The organism is Burkholderia sp. AW49-1 (assembly GCF_053427845.1).
Genome location: NZ_JBSAXF010000024.1, coordinates 14,648 through 37,048, shown reverse-complemented (window position 1 = coordinate 37,048; position 22,401 = coordinate 14,648). Strand labels below are relative to the sequence as shown.

Annotated in this window: 17 protein-coding genes; 8 read left to right on the top strand and 9 right to left on the bottom strand. The window is 64.2% G+C overall.

Annotated features, from left to right (window positions below; all coding sequences use genetic code 11):
• The first annotated feature begins 1 nt into the window (after window position 1).
• Entirely contained in the window at window positions 2-574 is a 573-nt protein-coding gene (locus ACV22W_RS26640) for a DUF1415 domain-containing protein (RefSeq protein WP_448022520.1), read from the top strand.
• A gap of 55 nt (window positions 575-629) precedes the next feature.
• Here ACV22W_RS26640 and ACV22W_RS26635 read toward each other — a convergent pair whose 3' ends face one another.
• The 3 genes from ACV22W_RS26635 to ACV22W_RS26625 form a co-directional block, all read right to left on the bottom strand.
• On the bottom strand, window positions 630-1,526 hold the full coding sequence (locus ACV22W_RS26635; protein WP_448022519.1) for a class I SAM-dependent methyltransferase: 897 nt from the start codon (window positions 1,524-1,526) through the stop codon (window positions 630-632).
• Between the two features lie 89 nt (window positions 1,527-1,615).
• Entirely contained in the window at window positions 1,616-2,749 is a 1,134-nt protein-coding gene (locus tag ACV22W_RS26630) for a methyltransferase (RefSeq protein WP_448022518.1), read from the bottom strand.
• A gap of 124 nt (window positions 2,750-2,873) precedes the next feature.
• The gene (locus tag ACV22W_RS26625) at window positions 2,874-3,368 is read right to left on the bottom strand and encodes an LEA type 2 family protein (RefSeq protein ID WP_448022517.1); all 495 of its coding nucleotides are present in this window, start codon (window positions 3,366-3,368) and stop codon (window positions 2,874-2,876) included.
• A gap of 174 nt (window positions 3,369-3,542) precedes the next feature.
• On the opposite strand from ACV22W_RS26625, the gene ACV22W_RS26620 reads away from it, so the two are divergent.
• On the top strand, window positions 3,543-3,833 hold the full coding sequence (locus ACV22W_RS26620; protein WP_448022516.1) for a hypothetical protein: 291 nt from the start codon (window positions 3,543-3,545) through the stop codon (window positions 3,831-3,833).
• Between the two features lie 180 nt (window positions 3,834-4,013).
• Window positions 4,014-6,182, top strand: coding sequence for a M1 family metallopeptidase (locus ACV22W_RS26615; RefSeq protein ID WP_448022515.1), 2,169 nt, complete (start codon window positions 4,014-4,016; stop codon window positions 6,180-6,182).
• 109 nt (window positions 6,183-6,291) lie between these two features.
• Here the strand turns inward: ACV22W_RS26615 and ACV22W_RS26610 are convergent, their stop codons facing one another.
• Window positions 6,292-7,320 carry a transporter gene (locus ACV22W_RS26610; RefSeq protein ID WP_059692393.1) on the bottom strand — a complete coding sequence of 343 codons (1,029 nt, stop codon included), beginning with the start codon at window positions 7,318-7,320 and terminating at the stop codon, window positions 6,292-6,294.
• 212 nt (window positions 7,321-7,532) lie between these two features.
• A complete protein-coding gene (locus tag ACV22W_RS26605; protein WP_448022514.1) occupies window positions 7,533-8,498 on the bottom strand; it encodes a phage tail protein in 966 nt (321 codons plus the stop codon).
• A gap of 121 nt (window positions 8,499-8,619) precedes the next feature.
• On the opposite strand from ACV22W_RS26605, the gene ACV22W_RS26600 reads away from it, so the two are divergent.
• The 5 genes from ACV22W_RS26600 to ACV22W_RS26580 all read left to right on the top strand — a co-directional run bounded on the left by ACV22W_RS26600 (window position 8,620) and on the right by ACV22W_RS26580 (window position 16,273).
• The gene (locus ACV22W_RS26600) at window positions 8,620-9,465 is read left to right on the top strand and encodes a M15 family metallopeptidase (protein ID WP_448022513.1); all 846 of its coding nucleotides are present in this window, start codon (window positions 8,620-8,622) and stop codon (window positions 9,463-9,465) included.
• A gap of 301 nt (window positions 9,466-9,766) precedes the next feature.
• Window positions 9,767-13,720: a type VI secretion system membrane subunit TssM gene (gene tssM / locus ACV22W_RS26595; RefSeq protein ID WP_448022512.1), complete on the top strand. Its 3,954-nt coding sequence runs from the start codon at window positions 9,767-9,769 to the stop codon at window positions 13,718-13,720.
• A complete protein-coding gene (tagF, locus tag ACV22W_RS26590; RefSeq protein ID WP_059607872.1) occupies window positions 13,717-14,706 on the top strand; it encodes a type VI secretion system-associated protein TagF in 990 nt (329 codons plus the stop codon). The genes tssM and tagF overlap by 4 nt, the downstream gene beginning before the upstream one ends.
• Before the next feature lie 4 nt (window positions 14,707-14,710).
• The gene (locus tag ACV22W_RS26585; RefSeq protein WP_223964473.1) at window positions 14,711-15,661 is read left to right on the top strand and encodes an OmpA family protein; all 951 of its coding nucleotides are present in this window, start codon (window positions 14,711-14,713) and stop codon (window positions 15,659-15,661) included.
• 36 nt (window positions 15,662-15,697) lie between these two features.
• Complete coding sequence (locus ACV22W_RS26580) at window positions 15,698-16,273, top strand: DUF3592 domain-containing protein (protein WP_448022511.1); 576 nt, start codon at window positions 15,698-15,700, stop codon at window positions 16,271-16,273.
• 283 nt (window positions 16,274-16,556) lie between these two features.
• Here ACV22W_RS26580 and ACV22W_RS26575 read toward each other — a convergent pair whose 3' ends face one another.
• The 4 genes from ACV22W_RS26575 to ACV22W_RS26560 form a co-directional block, all read right to left on the bottom strand.
• Entirely contained in the window at window positions 16,557-17,315 is a 759-nt protein-coding gene (locus tag ACV22W_RS26575; protein WP_448022510.1) for a hypothetical protein, read from the bottom strand.
• A gap of 168 nt (window positions 17,316-17,483) precedes the next feature.
• Window positions 17,484-18,251: a hypothetical protein gene (locus ACV22W_RS26570; protein WP_448022509.1), complete on the bottom strand. Its 768-nt coding sequence runs from the start codon at window positions 18,249-18,251 to the stop codon at window positions 17,484-17,486.
• Window positions 18,252-18,281: 30 nt separating this feature from the next.
• Entirely contained in the window at window positions 18,282-19,688 is a 1,407-nt protein-coding gene (locus tag ACV22W_RS26565; protein WP_448022508.1) for a hypothetical protein, read from the bottom strand.
• 2 nt (window positions 19,689-19,690) lie between these two features.
• Window positions 19,691-22,372 (bottom strand): type VI secretion system Vgr family protein, encoded by a 2,682-nt coding sequence (locus ACV22W_RS26560; RefSeq protein ID WP_448022507.1) that lies wholly within the window; start codon window positions 22,370-22,372, stop codon window positions 19,691-19,693.
• Window positions 22,373-22,401: the final 29 nt, after the last annotated feature.

The window sequence follows — 22,401 nt, the reverse complement described above, 5'->3', positions numbered from 1 at the left end:
CATGACCGATACCCACCCCGACTCGCACGACGACATCCTCGCCACCACGCGGCACTGGCTCGCGCGCGCGGTGATCGGACTCAATCTGTGTCCGTTCGCGAAGAGCGTCTACGTAAAGGAGCAGGTGCGCTATGCGATCAGCGAAGCGACGACGCTCGAGGACGCGCTCGCCGACCTCGAAACCGAGTTGCGCGCGCTCGAAGCGGCGGATCCGCAGCAGGTCGACACGACGCTCGTGATCTATCCCCGCGCGTTCGCGGATTTCGTCGACTACAACGATGCGCTGTTCTTCGCCGACCGGCTCGTGCGGCAACTGCGCCTCGACGGCGTGCTGCAGATCGCGAGCTTCCATCCCGAGTACCGGTTCGAAGGCAGCGAAGCCGACGACATCGAGAACTACACGAACCGCGCGCCGTACCCGATCCTGCACCTGCTGCGCGAGGACAGCATCGCGCGCGCGGTCGACGCGTTCCCGGACGCGTCCGCGATCTACGAGAAAAATCAGGAAACGCTGCGCCGCCTCGGCCACGACGGCTGGCGCGAATGGATGCGCCGGCCGGGCGACGACGTCTGACGCGTCGCGCGACGGCCGGCTGCCGCGCGGCAAACGGGCCGCGCGTCCGCATGCGTCAGTCCGAGGCGCGCTCGACGGCCTCGCCCGGCGCCGCCGCGGGCGCAGGCGCCGGCGCGAAGAAACGCTCGTTCAGTTCGGCGAGCCCGAACATGCCGAGGATCTCGTTCAGCCGCTCGCCGGCCTTGCGGCGCGGCAGGTTCTTGTATTGCGCGATGATCAGCTCGTTCTTCATCGAATGCTCCCAGCCGACCAGCTCGGTCACGCTGACCTGGTAGCCGTGCGCCTCGAGCTGCAGGCAGCGCAGCACGTTGGTGATCTGACTGCCGAATTCGCGCGTATGCAGCGGATGCCGCCACACTTCCGTCAGCGCGTTCGCGAGCGACTTGCCCTTGTTCCTGCGCAGCACGCCCGCGACTTCCGCCTGGCAGCACGGCACCAGCACGATGTGCTGCGCGCGTTTCGCGAGCGCGAAACGGATCGCGTCGTCGGTCGCCGTGTCGCATGCATGCAGCGCGGTGACGACATCGACCGTTTCGGGCAGCTTCGGCGACGTGATCGAATCGGCGACCGACAGGTTCAGGAACGACATGCCGTCGAACCCGAGCCGCGCGGCGAGTTCGGTGGAACGCGAGACGAGCTCCTCGCGCGTCTCGATCCCGTACACGTGCGACGCGAACGCCGGCGTGCCGTGCCCCGGCTGCTGCTTGAAGAACAGGTCGTACAGGATGAAGCCGAGATACGACTTGCCGGCGCCGTGATCGACGAGCGTCACGCCGCCCTTTTCGGCCTGCACGCTCGTGAGCAGCGGCTCGATGAACTGGAACAGGTGATAGACCTGCTTCAGCTTGCGACGGCTGTCCTGGTTCAGCTTGCCGTCGCGGGTGAGGATGTGCAGTTCCTTCAGCAGCTCGACGGACTGCTCCGGACGGATTTCGTAGGTCTTGTTCGACATCGTGAAGCGGCGCCGGGCCACGGTCGGTCGACCACGGCCCGGCGGCGGGAATTCGTGAGGAATGGCGACAGTTTACCGAAAATACGCGATCAGGCCCGTGCGCCGAGCCGCCAGAGCGATGTGACCTCGGCGCGGCGTGCCGCGTGCAACGGGTCGTCCGCGTCGGCTGACTTGGGGTGCGCGGGGCGAGTGTCTTCGCGGCCGAGCACGACGAGACCTGCTTCGTCGATCCATTGCAGCAGCGTGTCGCGCGGCCGCAGGCCGAGATGCTCGGCAAAATCGGACAGGATCAGCCAGCCTTCGCCGCCGGGTTCGAGATGGTCGGCGAGCCCCGCGAGGAAACCGCGCAGCATGCGGCTATCGGGATCGTAGACCGCGTATTCGATCGGCGCACTCGGGCGGGCCGGCACCCACGGCGGGTTGCAGACGATGAGCGGCGCGCGACCGGCCGGAAACAGGTCGGCTTCGACGACTTCGACGCGCTCGGCATGACCGAGCCGCGCGACGTTCTCGCGGGCGCACGCGAGCGCGCGCGGATCCTGATCGGTCGCGACGATGCGCTCGACGCCGCGCGACGCGAGCACGGCCGCGAGCACGCCGGTGCCCGTGCCGATGTCGAACGCGAGCGACGTCGCAGGCAGCGGCGTGCGCGCGACGAGTTCGACGTATTCGCCGCGCACCGGCGAGAACACACCGTAATGCGGATGGATCGGCGCGCCACCGAGCGCCGGAATCGGCACGCCCTTCTTGCGCCATTCGTGCGCGCCGACGAGGCCGAGCAGCTCGCGCAGCGACACGACCGACGGTGCGCCGCCCGGGCCGTACGCTTCCTCGCACGCGGCACGCACGTCGGGCGCGCGGCGCAGCGGGATCGTGTAGTCGGCGTCGAGCGGGATAAGCAGCATCCCGAGCGTGCGGGCACGCTGCGATTGCGCGAGGCGGTGCAGGTTGAACGCGTCGACGCCCACCGCGGCCTTCGCCTTCTTCGGCTTGCGTTCGACGCGGCGCGCCATCGCCTGCACGAGCTGGCGCGCGTTCTGGAAGTCGCCCTGCCAGACGAGCGCCGTGCCCTCGCACGCGAGGCGGTACGCGGCGTCGGCGGTGAGGCGGTCGTCGGCGGGCACGGCGCGCTTGGGCGGCTGCACGCCGGCTTCGGAGCGCCAGCGCACGGCATGTTCGGCGCCGTCGGCGTCGGTCCAGTGGAAAACGGGGAAATCAGTCACGCGAGCTCGGCTACGGTTGGCTTCAGACAGGCGGCGCTACGGGAGCGCGCCGCGCGGACCACACCATACCGCGCTTTGCCCGCGCGGCAAAGCGCGGGCGACCGCCGTGCATCGCGCAAGCAGCCTACCCGCCCCACCCCGGCATCGCCGGCATGCGCAACGTGCCCGCATCGCTGAAGCGCACGATGCCGAGCACGCCACCCGCGAGCCGGCCGCGCAGCGCGTACGGCAACTCGCCGTTGGCCGCCGCGCCGGGCAGGTTCCACGCCTGCCGCGCGGCGGCGAACGCCGACACCGAAACGGGCACGTCGATCACGGCCTCGCCGAAGCGCGGCACGACGCCCGAGCGATCGCTGACACCGCTCGCGAACGGCGCGCCGTTCAGTTCGAGCGCGACCGAAATGCCGTCGTATTCGATCGGCGTGTCATTCGGGTTCTGCACGCGCAGTTTCAGGCTGAAGCGCATCTCGAGGCCCTGTCCGACCAGCGGATCGAGCCCGGCGACGGTCACGCTCACCGGCTCGCGCGTCAGACCCGCGCAACCGCCGAGCACGAAGACGGCGGCGAACAGCAGCAGCATGGCGCGCAGCGGCGCGATACGGAACAGGGCTCGTGGCATGGGCTGGCCTCCTTGCGGCAATCGATCGACGGATCGTCGCTGCATTGTACCGAGCGCGCCACGCTCCACCCTGGTTCGTAGTTTTTGCGCACCACCAAGATCGTTAATAGATTAAAACTACGAAAACAAGCAGTCGAATGGATAGCGAATTAATGCCTTCCAGCATTCAATGGTGTGCAAAAAATTCAATCGAAGCACTTTCTAATTTTTTCGTTTCCTTTACCCAAAACCATCAAGTATATTTACGCATCCTTCGAGCAGGCCGACAAACCTTCAAGCCGCATGACGGCGATTTTACGGAACGGCGACACGCCGTCCTTCCGCCCTGCGGCCTGGTACGGCCAGCCCCGTGGGCTGTCGGTTCAAGGGGAATGCACGCCCGCGCAAGGGCGGGCGGCCCCGTGTCGCGCGCGCGAAATCAATTCAGTACAACACGCGCCCGGCCATTTTGAACCGGCAAGTTAACCGACATCCGGAAACACAGAGGGGGCAGTAAACCATGATTACCTTCACGTAGTCGGCCGACCGTCTTTTCGAATAATCCGTCATTGGCATTTCTCGTCGCCGTTGATTAACGGCGAGGGATTTCTTTTGCCGGCGTTTTCGCAGCACTGAACGATTCTTTCAACAATCGAGGTTTCAGTCATGTCGATCAACATTCACAAGATGCGTTACCTGCCGCTGGTCGCCGCGCTCGCGCTCGCCGGGTGCGGCGGCGACGACAGCGGCGTCGGCTCGGCTTCCGCGCTCAGCTCCGCCGGCGCACCGCACTCGAGCTCGTCGCCCGCGGCCAACACGCCGCCGAGCGCGTCCAACGTCGACAAGAGCGTGTCGCCTGTCGAGCTGCCGGACACCGTGGTACCCGTCAACTACCGGCTGTGGTTCCGCCCGAACGATGCGCTGAACGCGTTCGACGGGCGCGCCGATGTCGAGATCAAGGTGCTGAAGCCGGTCAACAACATCGTGATCGCCGGTCACCGCATCAAGTTCACGAACGGCCGCATCACGCTGCAGCCGGGCAACATCCAGCTGATCGCGACGCCGCAGGACAAGGGCGACTTCTACCAGCTGCGCCCCGTCGCCGGCACCATCGCGCCGGGCAACTATTCGCTGCACATGGAGTGGTCGGGCATCATCAACTTCAAGTCTTACGACGATCCGGCCACACAGACGGGCGGCAGCTGCGGCGACGATCCGTATCCGGGCTGTTCGGCCGCGGAAGGCGTGTTCCGTGTCGACTTGAAGAGCACCGACGGCACGACGAGCGGCGCGATCCTCACGCAGGGCGAAACCAACCTGTCGCGCCAATGGTTCCCGGGCTGGGACGAGCCGGCATTCCGGCCGACGTATGAAGTGACGGCCGAAGTGCCGCAGAACTGGCGCGTCGTGTCGAACGCGGCCGAAAAGCCGTCGACCAACGTCGGCGGCGGCTACAAGCTCGTGCAGTTCGAGAAGACGCCGCCGATGCCGTCGTACCTGCTGTTCTTCGGCGGCGGCATGTTCGACACCTACGAGGACGATTTCTCAAGCCCGCTGCCGGGCGGCAAGGGCGGTCTGCACCTGCGCGTGTTCACGCCGCCGGGCATGAGCGACTGGGCGAAGCCGGCGATGGACCGCACCAAGCAGGCGCTCGACTTCTACTACCGCTACACGGGCATCCCGCTGCCGCTGACGAAGTTCGACACGGTCGCCGCGAACGACGCGTTCAAGGAGCAGAAGGATCTGAACTTCGGCGGGATGGAGAACTGGGGCTCGATCCTGGAGTTCGCCGACGACATCCTGCCGCAACCGGGCCAGCCGATGTCGCACTACGGTAACGAGGTGCTGACGCACGAAGTCGCGCACCAGTGGTTCGGCGACCTCGTCACGACCGACTGGTGGGACAACGTCTGGCTCAATGAATCGTTCGCGACGTTCTTCGAGACGAAGACGACGATCCAGTTCTTCCCCGACGAGTTCAGCTGGCTCGATCAGGTGAAGAACAAGTATCGCGTGATCAATCGCGACATCGGCCCGAACGCGTTCCCGGTCGCGCCGAACTTCAACGACTGGGCGTCGAACGACTTCGTGCTGAGCGCGAGCGCGTTCACGTACGACAAGGGCGGCCACGTGCTGAAGACGCTCGAGAACTATCTCGGCGAGCAAACCTTGCGCCAGGGCCTGCAGCAGTACCTCGTCGATTACTCGTTCGGCAACGGCACACCGAAGCGCCTGTGGGATGCGCTGTCGAAGGCGAGCGGTCAGCCGGTCGGCCCGATCGGCGACAGCTACGTGCGCCAGACGGGCGTGCCGCTGATCTCGCTCGACACGCAGTGCGACATGACGAAGAACCAGACGATCGTCACGCTGAAACAGCAGCCGTTCCCGAACAAGAACGCGTATCCGGGCCTGCAATGGACGGTACCGATCACGCTCGCGTACGGCCAGGGTCTCGCGAAACACACGACGCTCGCGCTGAAGGATACGCAGACGCAAACGCGGATCGACGGTTGCACGGGCGTGGTCGCGGATCCGAGCGGTCTCGACTACTACGTCGTGAACTACAGCGACGCCGCGTGGAGCGGCCTGCTCACGCAGGTCAACGGCTCGACCGATCCGGTGCTGCTCGCGAACCTGAAGAGCGAGGCCGCGCTGCTCGTCGCGAACAACCTCGCGCCGGCTTCGCGCTCGACGTCGATCGGCTCGGTCGCCTCGCCGGCCGCGATGAAGCTGCGCCAGACGCCGAGCTTCGGCGGCATCGCGCCGACGGTGAAGGAACGTCCGTCGCTGCGCTACCAGGGCATGTTCAAGCCGCGCAAGACGCTGGTTCAGTAACGTTGTCCGGCCGACCGGTGCCGCGCAGTTCGCGGCGCCGGCCGGCGTTCGATCTTTCACGTCCTTCGGCAGGCCCCGGATGCGGGGCCTGTTTTTTTCGTGACCGCCGCTAGCGATCGTCGCGCCGGCGAAACGCCCACCACGCGGCGAGCGCGGTAAAGCCCGCGACCAGCAGCACCATCAGCCAGAACCCGTGCTTGTTCTCCGAGAACGGCACGCCGCCGACGTTCATCCCGAAGAAGCCCGCGACGATGTTGATCGGCAGCGCGATCACGGTCACCAGCGTCAGCGTGAACAGCGTCCGGTTGTTCTGCTCGTCGAGCCGCGAACCGATCTCTTCCTGCAACAGCTTGATCCGCTCGTTGAGCCCCGACAGGTCGGCGAGCACCAGCGAGAACTCCTCGGTCGACTCGCGCAGCTCCTGCACGTCTTCGGCATGCAGCCACGCGGGCGGCTTCGCGAGCAGCCGGAAGATCGACCCGGGCTCGGGCGCGAGCATGCGCTGCAGCCGCGTGAGCGTCCGGCGCATCGCGCCGAGTTCGACGCGATTCGACGTGAGCCGTTGCGACAGGAAGCGATCCTCGATGCGGTCGACGTCGATGCTCGTGCGCCGCATGATCTGGATCAGCAGGTCGGCCTGGTCGCGCAGCAGGTGCACGAGCAGCTCGGCCGGCGAGCGGAACCGCTCGCCGTCGCGCACGCAGGCGCGCAGCGTGTCGACCGAGCGCAGCGGCTTGAGCCGCGCGGTGACCATGATGCGCCGCTCGACGTGGACGAACAGCGTCGCGATTTCCGACGGCGTCAGCTCGAGGTTGAACATCACGTCGTTGACGATCGCGCGCAGCGCGCCGTCCTCCTGCTCGATGCGCGTCGAGCGCGATCCTTCGTGAAGGAATTCGAAGAAGCTGTCGGGCAATCCGAGGTGCGTGCGCATCCAGCGCTCGCTCGCGCCGTGCGCGAGATTGAAGTGCAGCCAGACGAAATCGTCCGAGGCGGCCGCATCGCGCTCGCGGCACGTGCGCAGCCATCCAGCGGCGGCGTCGGCGTCGAGCATCGCACCTGACCCGCCCGGGACGAAGCGGAATCCGCACACCATGCCGGACGTATCGGCGCCGTAAGTCTGTACGATCAGGTCCATCGTGTCGAAGGTGGTGCGGCGCGCACCGCGCCGCGCATCGCGCATTGCGGCGCCACGCCGGGAAATGAAAGGAAACGTATGCCCGACGCATGCGACATTTTCGTGACGGTGTCACATACGGACGTCCGGTGTCAGGTGTCCGGCGGCCCCAAAAACAAAGCGCCGCCCATTGGGCGGCGCATGTGCGACGAGCAGGCCGGCGTGATGCGTGGTTACTGCCGCGTCTCCGACTGCGCGGCGGTCGGGCAGGCCGGATCCTTGCCCCAGTGGCCGTCGCAGACGCGCCAGCGGCACAACTGATCCTCGAAGAAGCCGCGCTCCGAGCACTCCTTCACGCGCGCCGCGAGCGAACCGCCCGTCGTGGCGGCCGTCCTGGTCGGCACGACCTGCCCTTTCTGCGCGGCGACCTTCTTGTCGGCCGGCTTCGTGCGTGCGACGAGCGCGGCGAGCAGGTCCGCATCCGGGTCGTCCTTCCCGGCTGCCTTCGCGCTCGCGGTACGGGTCGTCGCGTCGTGGCGCTTCTTCGCCTGCGCGAGCTCCGCCTGCTGTTCCTTGTGGTGCTTGCGGGCCTCCGCCTTCGCGTCGGCTTTCGCATCGGCCTTGCCGCGTGCGGCGACCTTGCCGCTCTGCGCGGCGTCGGCCTTCGCCGATTTCGTCGTCGCAGCCGCGGCGGCGGCCGTCGCGGCGACGGCGCCTGCCGTGGCCGCGCCCGAGGCGTCGTCGGCACCGTTCGCGAGCGCGCGCGACAAGCGGCTGTTGTCCGCGCCCGACGCGCCCGATGCGGACGCAACGGTCTGCGTCGCCGCGTCGTCATTGACGATCGTGGCCGGTTGCGCGGCAGGAGCGGCCGACGCGGCGTTCTGCGCGACCTGCACGGCGGCGCCGCTGGCTGCCTCGGCCTTCGCCGCTGCCGGTGCGGGCGCGGCAGCCACGACGGCCTGCTCGCCGGCTTGCTGCTGCCAGCGCCACGCCCCCCAGCCGCCGACGGCGACCACGAGCGCGACGACGGCCGCGAGCGGCCCCTTCAGCGAGCGGCGCGGCGCTTCGGCCTGCGGCGTGACACGTCCTTCCAGATTCGCGAGAATGCGCGACTGCTGCGGTCCGCCCTCGCCTGCCGGTTTGGTATCGGACAGCAGGCTCGGCGGGGTTTTCGAATTTGAATTTTCCGGCGCACTCATTCAGCGTCTCATTGAATCCTGGTTTAATTCACCGCGATAATATAGCCCGGCCTCTCAAAGCAGCCTGATTCTAAGAGCAAGCATTGCAAAACACAATCAATTCCAATTTCCGGGGATTTCGTTGATTGCCGTCGCACTCGTCGCCTATTTCGCCCTTGCCGTCGCGGTCGCGGCACTGTTGCTTTTACCGGGTATCCGCACGGCGGTTTTCGAATCCGTCGCCCAGTTTCACGGCCGCCTGACACGCCGTGCGAACGCTCGCGCCGCACGCACGCGAAGTCAAATTGTTAAATCGGCAACCGTTACGCGCGGCGCATTAAGCGATGCGCAAAATTTACTGATTCGGCGGCGCTTGATGATTATGGTGTCGGCAGGTATTCTTGCGACGCCGCCATTGGTGGCCATTGCGTTACGCGGTCGGCAATTGTTTCAGTACGACGACACGGCGCGCGTGCCCGACGAAAAGATCGCCGCGCTGCTGCAAGGCGAACAACTCGTGCCGCCCCCGCCGTTGCCGCCGGAAGTCTTTGCCACGAAGGAAGTCGAACAGGTGCGGCCGGCACTGAAGGACGCGAGCCGCGACTGGAACCTGCTGGATCCCGATTTCCGTACGCGTTTGTTGCTGGTCTACAAGATCATGCACGAACAATATGGTTACGAGATGGCGCTGCTGGAAGGTTATCGGAGCCCGGAACGACAGAACCGGCTCGCGCAGATGGGCACCAACGTGACCAATGCGGCGGCCTTCCAGAGTTATCACCAATTCGGGCTCGCGGCCGACAACGCGTTTCTGCGCGACGGCAAGCTGGTCATTTCCGAGAAAGATCCCTGGGCCATGCGCGGCTACCAGTTGTACGGACAGGTTGCCGAGCAGGTCGGCCTGACCTGGGGGGGCCGATGGAAAATGATGGATCTCGGGCACGTGGAATACCATAAACCCGGTTTTAAACTGGGACGCGGCAGCTAGTCAGGGCTGCCGGACAAGAAATAATGAGGGCGGCATGGGGCTTTTTAATCATCCGGCAGGAAACGATTTGAGCGGCGCAATCGATCGGGCATTCCGTTGCACGATTTTTTCCGATCGTCGCTTCCGTTTTAATTCTCACAGCGTCCTTTCATTATTGCGCGCGCCTTCTCCGATGCAGCGGGCGCATTGATGCCAGCCCCCTTCATCCCGTTTGACAGCATGGCGACACATCGCGGCGCCACGCTTGCCGCTCGGCGCGCCTGCGTCGCCTCACCGAATCGCACCGGAACCTGAACGTCCTATGCAACGCATCCTCAACGTGCTGACTCATCCGCGTACGCTCTCGATTGTCGGGATCGTCGCGCTAGCGGCGATTCTCTTCATCGTCGCCGACATGCTACAGCTGCCGCTCCTGTGGGCAGCGATCGCCTTCGCGGCGATCCTCGTGCTGTGGCTCGGCGTCGCGTTGGTGCGCCGCTGGCGCGTGAAGCGCGCGAACCAGCAGCTCGGCCAGGTGCTGGAAGAGCAGGCGGAAACGGGCAAGATCGCCGCGCCGGCCGCGGCCGCGCTCGCGCCCGACACCAAGACCGCCGACCTCGACGTGCTGCGCACGCGCCTCTCCGACGCGGTCAAGACGATCAAGACGTCGAAGATCGGCCAGGTGTCGGGCGGCTCCGCGCTGTACGAGCTGCCGTGGTACATCGTCATCGGCAACCCGGCCGCCGGCAAGAGCAGCGCTGTGCTGAACTCCGGCCTGCAGTTTCCGTTCGCGGACAAGAACAGCGCCGTGATCCACGGCATCGGCGGCACGCGTAACTGCGACTGGTTCTTCACGACCGAAGGGATCCTGCTCGACACGGCCGGCCGCTACTCGGTGCACGAGGAAGACCGCAGCGAATGGCTCGGCTTCCTTGGCCTGCTGAAGCGCTATCGCCCGAAGGCGCCGATCAACGGCATCATCGTTACCGCAAGCATCGCCGAACTGACCGGCAACCGCCCCGAATTCGCGATCAACCTCGCGAAAAACCTCCGCCAGCGCGTTCAGGAGCTGACGGAAAAGCTCGAGGTGTTCGCGCCGGTCTACGTGATGTTCACGAAGGCCGACCTGATCACCGGCTTCACCGAATTCTTCAGCAGCAGCGACAAGCACGAATACGACCGCGTGTGGGGCGCCACCCTGCCCTACGAGCCCGACGACAAGCGCGACGTCGTCGCGCAGTTCGATACGCACTTCGAGGAACTCTACGAAGGGCTGAAGGAAATCAGCGTCGCGCAGCTTTCGCTGTCGCGCGGCAACCAGCTGTCGCCGGGCCAGTTGAGCTTCCCGCTCGAATTCTCGACGATCAAGCCGGCGCTGCGCGCGTTCCTCGCGACGCTGTTCGAGAACAACCCGTTCCAGTACAAGCCGATCTTCCGCGGCTTCTACTTCACCAGCGCGCTGCAGGAAGGCGAAACCAACAGCGCCGCCGCGCAGCGCATCGCGCACCGCTTCGGCCTCGACGCCAGCGCGCTGCCGAAGCCGCACAGCGCGTTTTCGAAGAACGGCTTCTTCCTGCGCGACCTGTTCTCGAAGGTGATCTTCGCGGACCGCCAGACCGTGCGCCAGTTCGCGAGCCCGACCAAGACCCGGCTGCGCTACGCGACCTTCTTCGGCTTCGTCGCGGCGCTCGCGCTCGCGCTCGGCGGCTGGACCTGGTCGACGATCGGCAACCAGCAGCTCGTCGCGAACGTGCAGGCCGACCTCGACAACGTCACGCGTCTGCAGCAGGGCCGCAACGATCTGCAGTCGCGTCTGCAGGCGATGGACATCCTGGAAGACCGGATCGAGCAGCTCGAACAGTTCCGCCGCGACAAGCCGATGTCGGTGTCGCTCGGCCTGTACCAGGGCGACCGTCTCGAACAGCACCTGCTGACCGAGTACTACAACGGCGTGCGCCAGATCCTGCTGGCGCCGGTCTCGCAGAATCTCGCGTCGTTCATGAAGGACGTGAACGCACACCCCGAACAGCTCGTGCCGATGACCCGCCCGCCCGAATCGGGCGCCGTGCAGGGCGGCGCGATTCCCGTGTCGACGAACCCGCCGGGCGCCACGCCGCTCGCCGGCGCCGCGCAGGGCGCATCCGCCGCGACGGCCGCTGCGCCGCAACAGGCGGCGGCACCGCAGGGCGGGCTGTACAGCGACGCGTCGCCGACCAACGTGCAGGACGCGTACAACGCGCTGAAGACCTACCTGATGCTGTCCGACAAGCGCCACGTCGAACAGGCGCACCTGACCGACCAGCTCGCCCGCTTCTGGCGCGGCTGGCTCGAGACGAATCGCGGCAACATGCCGCGCGACGAGATGATCAAGAGCGCCGAGCGCATGATCTCGTTCTACCTCGCGCGCGTGAACGACGACGACTGGCCGATGATCGACGCGAACCTCGCGCTCGTCGACCAGACCCGCGAGAACCTGCGCCGCGTCGTGCGCGGCATGCCGGCCCGCCAGCGCGTCTATGAGGAAATCAAGGCGCGCGCGTCGACCCGCTTCGCGCCGATGACCATCGCGCGCATCGTCGGCGACGGCAATCAGGGGCTGGTCGCCGGCAGCTACGCGATTCCGGGCACGTTCACGCGCGAGGCGTGGTTCGACTACGTGCAGCCGGCGATCCGCGACGCGGCGACCAAGGAACTGCAGGCGAAGGACTGGGTGCTGAACACGTCGACGCAGGACGACCTGACGCTGGAAGGCAGCCCCGAGCAGATCCAGAAGACGCTCGTCGGGATGTACAAGACCGAATACGCGCAGCACTGGCAGAAGTTCATGCAGGGCATCGCGGTGCAGGGCTTCAGCAGCTTCGGCCAGGCCGTCGACGGGATGAACCGCCTCGGCGACCCGCAGGACTCGCCGATCCGCAAGATCCTCGAGACCGCGTACGACCAGACGTCGTGGGACAACCCGTCGCTGGCGAACGTCGCGATCAAGAAGGCGCAGACCGGCGTCGTGAACTGGGTCAAGCAACTGTTCACGCGCTCGCAGGCCGGCCAGATGGCGGCCGCGAACATCGACATCAACGGCAACCCGGCCGAGGTGCCGATGGGTCCGATCGGCCAGGAGTTCATCGGGCTCGCGCGGATCGTCGCGACGCACGACGGCACGTCGATGCTCAAGGGCTACATGGACTCGCTGTCGAAGGTCCGTACGCGCTTCAACGTGATCAAGAACCAGGGCGATCCCGGCCCCGGCGCGCGCCAGCTGATGCAGCAGACGCTCGACGGCAACGGTTCGGAGCTGGCCGATTCGCTGAAGTTCGTCGACGAGCAGATGCTGACCGGCCTGACCGACTCGCAACGCAAGTCGCTGCGTCCGCTGCTGGTGCGCCCGCTGATGCAGGCGTTCTCGGTGGTGATCCAGCCGGCGAGCGCCGAAGTCAACAAGGTGTGGAACGCGCAGGTCTACCAGCCGTTCCAGAGTTCGCTCGCGACGAAGTACCCGTTCGCGGCGAACGCGAAGGTCGAGGCCGGCGCTGGTGAAATCGCGCAGGTGTTCGGTCCGGACGGTGCGATCGCGAAGTTCGTCGGCACGACGCTGGGCCCGCTCGCGGTGCGCCGCGGCGACACGCTCGCGGCCCGCACGTGGGGCGACATGGGCATCGGCCTCACGCCCGACTTCACGAACGGCTTCGCGCGCTGGGTCGCCCCGCTCGCCGGCGGCGCCGCAGGCGGCACGGCCGCGGCGGCCGAACCGCAGACCGTGTTCCAGATCCTGCCGCAGCCTAGCACGGGCACGACGGAATACACGATCGCGATCGACGGCCAGCAACTGCGCTATCGCAACACGCCGCCGCAGTGGACCAACTTCGTGTGGCCGAACCCGCAGGGCTCGCCGGGCGCGACGCTGTCCGCGACGACCTTCGACGGCCGCACCGTGCAGCTCGTCAACGAACCGGGCCGCTACGGTCTCGAGAAGCTGATCAACTCGGCGCAGCGCAAGCGTCGTCCGGACGGCACCTTCGACCTCACTTGGGTCCAGGGCAGCGTGAACGTGTCGGTGACGATGCGCATCATCAGCACGTCGCAGCCGACGAGCGGCGGCGGCGACCAGCCGCAGCAGCAGAGCCTGCGCGGCCTGCAGCTGCCGTCGTCGGTCGCCGACGCGAGCGCGGGCGCCGCGCAGAACGCGACGCAGGCGGGCACGGGCGCGCCGGCAGCGACGCCGGCACCGGCGCCGGCCGTCGCGGCCGCCGCCGCAACGAATGCACAGGGGGCGCAATGACGCAAACCGTTCAGGCGCAGATCGCCTACTTCGGCAAGATTCCGTCGCGCGGCGACTTCGTGAAGAGCCCGCACAATCCGCAGCTGCTGCAGACGCTCGATCGCTGGATCGCGCAGGCGCTCGAACTGCTCGCGGAAGATCCGCGCTGGAAGATCGTCTACGAGGATGCGAAGCCGATGCATTTCGCGTTCCTCGGCTCGCGCAGCAAGCTCGCGATCGCGGGGCACATGGTCGCGAGCCACGACGTGTCGATGCGCCGCTTCCCGTTTCTCGGCGCGACCGCGCTCGAGGTCGACCGGCCGCTCGCGTTCCTCGCGCGCAGCCCGCTCGCATTCGCCCGGCTGTGGTCGCGCGTCGCCGCGCAGATGCCGCCGCTGCTCGCGAAGGAGGAGCCGCCCGGCGCGCTGCAGGCGCTCGGCGACACGCAGGTGCCGATCGACGTCGGCGGCCCCGGCACGTCGCATGACGGCACCTTCAACGACTTCATCGAACACCAGTCGCTGTACGGCCTGCAGCAGATGCTGCTCGAAAGCGGCCATCCGGTACGGCTGCGCGGCGCCATGCTCGCGCTCGGCTCGCTGCTGCGGCCCGTGATGCAGAGCGGCTCGTCGCACATCGAGCGCGGCCTGACGCTGCCGCTGCCGGTCGACCCGTTCTATCGCAGCCTCGTCGCCGCGTTCTGGCTCGAACTGATCGCACCGTTCGTCGCGCAGGCCGACTTCGAGCTCGCGATCTTCATCGGCACGATCGCCGAGCGCGAACGGCTGATCATCGGCTTCAACGGCGCGTCGTCGAAGACGCTGCTGAGCGTCGTCGACCCGCAGACCTACGCCGCCCACAACATCGACATCGACGATCCCGAATGGATCGACGCCCATGCGCAAAACGATCAGCAGATCAGCAAGCTCGTCAGCTACCTCGACCAACCGCAACTCTCGCTGCGCGTCGCCATCGACGCGTTCCGCGAAGCGTTCATCGGAGGCTGACGGGATGCAACGCACGATTCACGTCCGCCGCACGCGCTGCTCGGCATTCGTTGCCGCCCTCGCCGCCGCCGGCCTCGTCGCCAGCGGCGCGGCCCACGCGCAGAACACCGGCGGCGCGACCGTCACGCCGGTCGGCAACGGCACCGTCGCGACCGCGGCCCTGCCCGCGAACGCCAACCCCGGCGCCGCGCCGGCCACGGCGTCCGGCACGGTGGTGCACGGCACGGCCGGCACGATCTCGCCGCCGCCCGCGAATGCGACGCCCGGACAGGTGGTGGTCGGCGGCAAGGTGCCCGACGAGGCGACCAAGGCCGCCGTGCTGCAGAAACTGCGCGACACCTACGGCGCGACGAACGTGGTCGACCAGATCGAGGTCGGCGACGTCGCGACGCCGCCGAACTGGAGCGCGAACGTGCAGAAGCTGCTCGGCGCGCAGTTGAAGCAGATCAGCAAGGGCCAGCTGAAGATCAACGGCACGCAGATCGAGATGAAGGGCGAGGTGCACAACGAGGCGCAGCGCCAGCAGCTCGCGAGCGACATGGCGAACACGCTGAATCCGACGTACACGATCAAGAACGGGCTGCGCGTGTCGGCGTCCGAGCAGGGGCTGCTCGACCAGACGCTCGCGAACCGCACGATCGAGTTCGAGACGGGCAGCGCGACGCTGACGCCGCAAGGCAGGCAGATTCTCGACCAGATGGCGGCCGCGCTGTCGAAGCTGCAGAACCGCACGGTCGACATCATCGGCCACACCGACAACTCGGGGAACCGAACGTCGAACATCGCGCTGAGCCAGGCGCGCGCGGATGCGGTGAAGGGTTATCTGATCACGAAGAGCATCCCGCCGCAGCAGATGACGACGACGGGCGTCGGGCCGGATCAGCCGATTGCGCCGAACGATACGGCGGAGGGGCGGGCGAGGAATCGGCGGATCGAGTTTAGGGTGGGGCAGTAGGCGAAGCATTCAGAGGCAGAGAATCCAGCAAATCCGATGAAATTCGCTTTGCGCTGCTTGCGATCCGCCATTCTCCTGGTCTTTGGTGCGGCCTTCGTGCTGATGGGTGTGGCTGGCGCGATCAATTCGGCCATCCTCGTTCGCGCCGGTGCGTGGCCCCACGTCCCCGCCTTCGTCGAGCAATGCGAGTTGTCTCTGCGATATGGCAAGTCCGACGCGACATGGGAGGCGCGCGCCGTCTTCCGCTATGGTGCAGGGCAGACGCAGCACTACGAGACAACGTGGCAGCCTGCCGGGTCGCCCGTTTATTCGCGATCGGCCGCTTCGAACATCAGTCGCGAACAGTTCGCCGCGTTCACGAAGACGTATTGCAGCGACGCCGCGAACGATGGCCTGCGCGTTTCGCCGATGTTTCCAGGTATTGCCCGGCGCAACGAAGCGGTTGTAGGCAGGGAATGGGTACGTGAAATCGGATTCGGTCTGTTTGCGCTGGTCGGCGGGCTGATGCTGTGTGCGATGAGCATTTCGATGCTGCCGTGGATCGAGGATCGCAACAAGTACGCGGTGAGGCGCAAGATGCGGCGGGCGCGGAATCGGGTCAGCGGTAAGTGATTCGGACGTACAGGCTGATTTCGGATCGCGCTTGACCGCCTCCACCTATGTAAGGGCGACTGATCGCCGTAGTCCGTGGCCCGAGGATCGGGTGTTCATTGATCATGCGGCTACTTCTTGCCTTCCCGTAGAGTCATCGTTCGTTGCTCCGTTGGCTCGTGCAAGCACTGCACCTGCCCCGGGACATCCTCATGGCGAAACGTCTTCCGGAAGCGGCGCCGTAGTCGGCGAATCGAACTTACGGCACCAACAGTCTTTGCCGACTCGCAGGGAGCGCCTCATTTCACTGCGCAAGAATGACCCTCTTGCCAGTCTGACGCTCAAGCTTCAATGTCAAATACACTCGAAAAAATATGGTCTTCACATATGTATTTCCGATGATCGAGATGGACATCGGAAATCCGAGGAGCGACATGACTATGCATAGTACGTTCGATCCAACACTCTCGCCCAGAACATGGTTTGCATTCGATCCGATCGCCGCAGCAAAAGGCATCAAGTATGCGATTACCGACATCAATGCTGCTTTCAACGGGGTTCTCGACGTCAAGTGATCGATGTACCCGCAGCATGAATGGCGCAGAATCAGATTCTTGCCATCATCATGGTAAATGGTATTCACGACTGCTTTTTTATTCACGGCGCGTCGAAAATCTGAAAGAACCATGGTAGCGTGCCACACGATAATGGCAAAACACACCAGCACCACCGAAGCTTTCAGGAAAGCTTGCATCGGGATATACAACACATAGAACAACCAGACGAATGCAATCATCAACCACGGAACTAGCGCCAGCATCAAGACAATGCCTTCGACCCAGAGTCTCCGTGACCGCCGATTCATCGAATAGTGAACATACAACACGATCGACACAAAGCATTGTACCGCCAGCGTCAACTTCCACACCCAGTGCGCCACCACACCTAGTTGCGAGAAAACGTAATAGATGCCGGCCACGAGCATACCGAGCGCCAGCTCGATCACGGCCAACCTTCCGTGCTGATCTATCGGCGAACCATCGTCAAGGTTGGATTTCATCATCAACATAACCAACAACCAATCATGGATCGAGGATGGTGTTGTTGCCGGATTCCCGCTCTAACTCGATCAGCAGGCAGATATGAAGTATGCCAACCGCACTATGAAACCCGTGGCCATCAGAGATGAAAAACGGAAAACCAACCATCAACAAAATTAACGGATTAATCTCTATCCAGCCACCAACACACGCTTACCACGCTCTTTTTCGATCTGCCTCGGCAAGGACATCATCAAAATATAGTTACGCACAAGCAAATTAACAAACAGCAGCGCAAGCGGCATACCGAATACCGCCAGAAACAACAGCACACCATTAGTTCCGAAATTAGATGAAAGCAGGCGATTAATTACCAAATAGAACGGCGCAATCGCGAAGACGACATATTTAAAGAACTTCGGCATGATATTCGGCTCGCGATGATATCGGTCGAACTCCATTGCCCCACGTTGAACATCGTAGACGAGTGCCCCGCCATGCTCCTTGATCACCCTGTCGAGGAAGGGAGTAGCGTTGACTGTGTGGCGCACGTTGCGCTGTACCACCAGAGCCCAAACGATGTTAAGCGCAATTCCACCAATCAATCCCGGCCATCGCACTCCGCCAGGCATCGGTGCAAACGCGAAATAGCAGAAATAGCAAAATACTCCAAAAAAATAGTAAGTCGAGAGAGTACCAATCGACATAACCATTCCATATGCATACAGATCGTTCGTGCCACGATATCGGACGTAGACGAAAAGCAGCGCGGCGCAGCTCAGTACCGCGACCAAAACGCCAATCCTCCATGGCCATGCCGATACCGACAACTCGTCAGAATAGGCTGCATACGATAGCGCTGCTCCCAGCAACGACATCACCAAAACCAGCGGAACCGCTTTCTTCAGCACTGCCAGAACGTGGTCCGACTCAGGTTGCGAAATATTCTTTATGATCATCGTTTCTGTTCTCTAGAGCATTATGCACTATCAAGGCGTAAACATCATCGGATAGCCCTCGTAGTCCTTCGGCATGACCTTCTCCAGATAGGTTGCCGCGCTTTTAAGCGACTCGCCTAGCCATTTGAAACCGGCGGTAACAATCTCAGTCGCATGGACCTTCTTGTCCAGATAATCCAGACCGTACCCCACCGCACACGCAACGACGATGGTACCAACCACGATCCCCCATACGGGCAAGCCAGCTGTGCCGAAGAATCCAACAATCAAACCAATGACAAGCGACGTGACGGCCGCATTCAATCCGGCCTTAGTGACATCAATAAGAATCTTCCCGAGCAAATCGGAGACATGCTTGCGGCGCTTGCCTTCATGATCGATCTGCTCGTAGTCACGCAGCCACTCGGCCGTATCCAATGCAATCGTAAAGACGAACGCGATTCTCCCGGCATTTTTGAACGCCCCCTTGACGGCCTCCTTCGCCGCGGCCGCGCGGGACGCAGCGTTGCCGGCGCCGCCTGCGATCGTCAACACCTTTTCGTGCTGCACACCATATCGCGCCGCAGACATTAGCTGACGCAATTTCTGGTTGCCCGAAAACACGACGTACCACTTCTCCCCAGCATTCTTATGAACGACCTTTACTAATCGAAATTTTTGCGACCAAAGCTCGCTTGCCCATTTCTTGTTGTCGTTAAGGAACGCAGCGACTCCGGCAAGTTGGGCCGTCAGCCAGTTGCGTGTCGCAATCTTGTTTGGATCAATCGCGGTTTCCTCCGCGCCTCCTGACGACAGCGCATCTAGGATTTCGTGGGGCACCGCGGCAAGATTGACTTCGGTTACGTGTGCATACTGCGTCGACTTAACGTCGGCATCGGGACTCAGATTGATAGGTAGGGGAAATGCTCCTGCCTGTCCGATAGACAATGGGTCTGGTTCAAACGTCTGTAGCGGCCGAAGCACGGCCGCTGCCGGACTTGAACCGATCGGCATGCCAAGCCGGCCCACCTGCGTTGCTGCAAACGGGGGCTGACTAGTCGACGTGTTGAGATTCATTGCGATGATGATCGGTTCCGGTTTGGCCTTCGGATCGGAGCTACCGTCAACCAGGCCAAACTGAAGCATTGAATACCGCTGAAACACCTTCCCGTCGCGCTTCAACACCAATTCACCCTTGAAATCGCGTCCGATCCAGATGTGGTAGCGCTGGCCGTCCGCGAAACGCCCCTGCTTCACACGCTTCTTTTGCGCGACGTCATACATCCAGTCTTCCGGCGCCTCGACGGTGTAAGTCGCGCCTTTGCTTATATGAAAATCAAAAATGACATCCCGATGCTTGCGCAGCAGCACCGTGATATCCGACTCGGCCCAGCAACTCACCGGTTCCCCCGGCAGATCAATACAAACGTTATGTTGAACAAGCGCCTTGCCGCCCATTTTCACTCTCCCGTCCGCTTGACCTGACTGGCCACGAACTCGTCAAAATCGATGTTCTTCAATTCCGCCTTGCCTTCCGCGTCGAGCGCGACGCTATGCTCGGTCCCGTCTTCCGTCGTGAACTTGATCGGCTCCCCGTGCGGCACGTTGCCGTCGGCATCCACATAGCGAATCCGCATGTCAGCCTTCTTGCCTTCCGCCTTGAACGTCTTGTGCATGCTCGTCGGTCCGCTGAACGCATGCTGTCCGCCCTTCACGTCGATCTTGCCCGGCGCATGAATCTCGATGTTGCCGCCCTTGATCCGGACATACGCGCCACCGGAAGTCAGCAGAATCTCCTCCTTCGCGACGCCTTCGATCGTTGAGGTCGCCGACAGCACCTTGATCGTCTTCTGCGCGACCATCTCGACGTTGTCGTTCTGCGCCTGTATCTCGACGGCGCCTTTCCCGGCAAAGAGCTTCATCCCCGCGTTCTGCGCGAACAGGCTGATGCGATCGCGGATGCCTGCGATCAGCGATTTCCCGCTGGTGATGAACGTACTTTGACCACTGACGATATTGGTCTGCCGATCACTTGCCAGATGCACCGACTGCTGCGACGCCACCCCGATCCCCGCCGGGCTCGCGAACAGCATCACCGGCTCCTTGAACGCATTCGCATTCCCCGTCCCGCCGCCGCCGGTCCTGCCGCCGCCCGCCGTCGCTCCCGCCACGCTGTTCTGCGTTGCATCGGCGAACTGCTTCAACGCATCGTGACCGGCGCCGAGACTCTCCGCCTGATGCATCTCGCTGACCTGCGACATCGACTCGACCAGCCCCTGCGCATTGGCCAGCTGCTGCTTCGCCTCGCTCACGTCGAGCGGCTGGCTGTTCGCCTGCTTCGGATGCGTCGTCACGTACAAACCCTGCCCGGCGCGCATCGCACCGTACGCATCCGTGCGCAGGTCGAAGCCGGAACCGAGATACGCACCGCGCGTATTGCCGTTCTGCTCGATCAGGTAGCCGAGGTGAAGCAGCGAATTCGCGCTGCTGCTGAACAGGCGCGCGCGGTTCTGCCCGGTCGCGTCGTCGAGCACCATCTCGTTGTGGCCCGACCCCGCATACTCCTTCGACCGGAAGCCCGACAGGATCCCGTCGCTATGCCACTGCGGCTTGACGGCGCCGTTGTACACGCGATGCATGACGATCGGCCGGTCGCAGTCGCCGCCGATGTAGCCGATCAGCACTTCCTCGCCGACCCGCGGAATATGCACGCCGCCGTAGCCGCCGCCGGTATCCGACTGCACGACGCGCATCCAGCACGATGCCGTCTCGCGGCCTTCGCTTTGCCGGTCCCAGACGAACATGACCTTGATCCGGTTCAGCTCGTCGGTGTACACCTCTTCGCCCTTCGGCCCGACGACGACGGCCGTCTCGAGCTGCATCGCGGGCTTGCGGTGCTCGAACGGGCTGCGATACGGCACGCTCGCGCGCTGCGCCTCGGCCTCGACGAGATAGAACCCGGCGGAACCGTCGTCATGGCCGACCTGAAACGCAGCCGCCTCACCGTGACCGGCCTTCGCCTGCGCCAACTGATCCTGCAGACTATGCGGGAAGTTCGCTTCGTGGTCCGAGATCGGCAGATTGTTCTCGATGTAACGCGTGACGCCGATGGCCGCGAACTCGCGATCGCTCGCCGAATCGCGATCGTGCTCGGGATGACCGGTCAGCGTGAAGCGCCGGCCGGCATCGATCGCGCGCACGCCGCCGACGCCGAAGAAGCGCTTCGCGCGCGACTCCCACTCCTCGAGGCGAATCTTCGACAGATGTTCGCCGCGGTCCTGGCCCGGATACGTGTACGCGCCGGTGTATTCGTAGATTTCCGCCTGGCCCGGCAGGTCGCCCTGGCCGGCCTTCGTCGGCAGCGACGTGCCGTTCGGATTGCCCGCCGACGACGGCGATTTGTAGTCGAACGTGCGCGTCGTGTGCAGCGTGCTTTGCAATGTCCGCGACGCGGCCCATTGCGTGAAACCGGCGGTTTCGGTGCCCGTGCCCGAGCGGTCGAACGTGACGGCATTCGGCGACAGTGCATCGACTGCATGCACGTCGTCGGTGATGACGAGCGTGTGCGACTTCCCGTCTTCGCCGTGCCGCCAGAAACCGAACAGCCCTTCGTCCTCCATCAGCCGATGCACGAAGTTCCAGTCCGTTTCGCTCTGCCGGCAGTACGACCGCGACGGAAACGGTTTCGACAACGCGAACTGGTATCGGCCCCTGGCCTGCGGATGCATGTCGAACACGTCGGCGAGAATCGCGTCGACGGGCTTGTCCTGCCAGTACCGCATGTCGCTGCGGAACTTGAGGAAATGCATCCATGACGCGAAGCGCAGCTGGTAGCTCGACAGGCTGCCGTCGGCGCCGAGCCGCCGCGCCGTGTGCACATAGCCGTTGATCGGCAGATACGACTTGTCCGCCTGCTGGATCCACAGCGTGATCGGTTGCGCGATCAGCGTCTTGAGCTCGACGTCGCTCGCCGTGGACACCAGATCGAGCGTCACGCTGAAATCGCGACCCAGCTCGGAACGGGTCACGGCGCGGCGCGGCACGAGCGCATTGTTCGGCAGCGACGGGATGTCCGTCTTCAGCAAGCGGTCCTGCTGAATCAGGCCGCCGCGGATCGCCTGTGCCAGTTCGGTCACGTTCATGCGTCTTCCTGTTCTTGTTGCCGCGAGCC

What these genes read in the sequence shown, in the direction of transcription:
- ACV22W_RS26640 (WP_448022520.1), top strand. Translation starts at nt 2, where the DNA reads ATGACCGATACCCACCCCGACTCGCACGACGACATCCTCGCCACCACG.
- ACV22W_RS26635 (WP_448022519.1), bottom strand. Translation starts at nt 1,526, where the DNA reads ATGTCGAACAAGACCTACGAAATCCGTCCGGAGCAGTCCGTCGAGCTG.
- ACV22W_RS26625 (WP_448022517.1), bottom strand. Translation starts at nt 3,368, where the DNA reads ATGCCACGAGCCCTGTTCCGTATCGCGCCGCTGCGCGCCATGCTGCTG.
- ACV22W_RS26615 (WP_448022515.1), top strand. Translation starts at nt 4,014, where the DNA reads ATGTCGATCAACATTCACAAGATGCGTTACCTGCCGCTGGTCGCCGCG.
- ACV22W_RS26610 (WP_059692393.1), bottom strand. Translation starts at nt 7,320, where the DNA reads ATGGACCTGATCGTACAGACTTACGGCGCCGATACGTCCGGCATGGTG.
- ACV22W_RS26605 (WP_448022514.1), bottom strand. Translation starts at nt 8,498, where the DNA reads ATGAGTGCGCCGGAAAATTCAAATTCGAAAACCCCGCCGAGCCTGCTG.
- tssM (WP_448022512.1), top strand. Translation starts at nt 9,767, where the DNA reads ATGCAACGCATCCTCAACGTGCTGACTCATCCGCGTACGCTCTCGATT.
- tagF (WP_059607872.1), top strand. Translation starts at nt 13,717, where the DNA reads ATGACGCAAACCGTTCAGGCGCAGATCGCCTACTTCGGCAAGATTCCG.
- ACV22W_RS26585 (WP_223964473.1), top strand. Translation starts at nt 14,711, where the DNA reads ATGCAACGCACGATTCACGTCCGCCGCACGCGCTGCTCGGCATTCGTT.
- ACV22W_RS26580 (WP_448022511.1), top strand. Translation starts at nt 15,698, where the DNA reads ATGAAATTCGCTTTGCGCTGCTTGCGATCCGCCATTCTCCTGGTCTTT.
- ACV22W_RS26575 (WP_448022510.1), bottom strand. Translation starts at nt 17,315, where the DNA reads ATGATGAAATCCAACCTTGACGATGGTTCGCCGATAGATCAGCACGGA.
- ACV22W_RS26570 (WP_448022509.1), bottom strand. Translation starts at nt 18,251, where the DNA reads ATGATCATAAAGAATATTTCGCAACCTGAGTCGGACCACGTTCTGGCA.
- ACV22W_RS26565 (WP_448022508.1), bottom strand. Translation starts at nt 19,688, where the DNA reads ATGGGCGGCAAGGCGCTTGTTCAACATAACGTTTGTATTGATCTGCCG.
- ACV22W_RS26560 (WP_448022507.1), bottom strand. Translation starts at nt 22,372, where the DNA reads ATGAACGTGACCGAACTGGCACAGGCGATCCGCGGCGGCCTGATTCAG.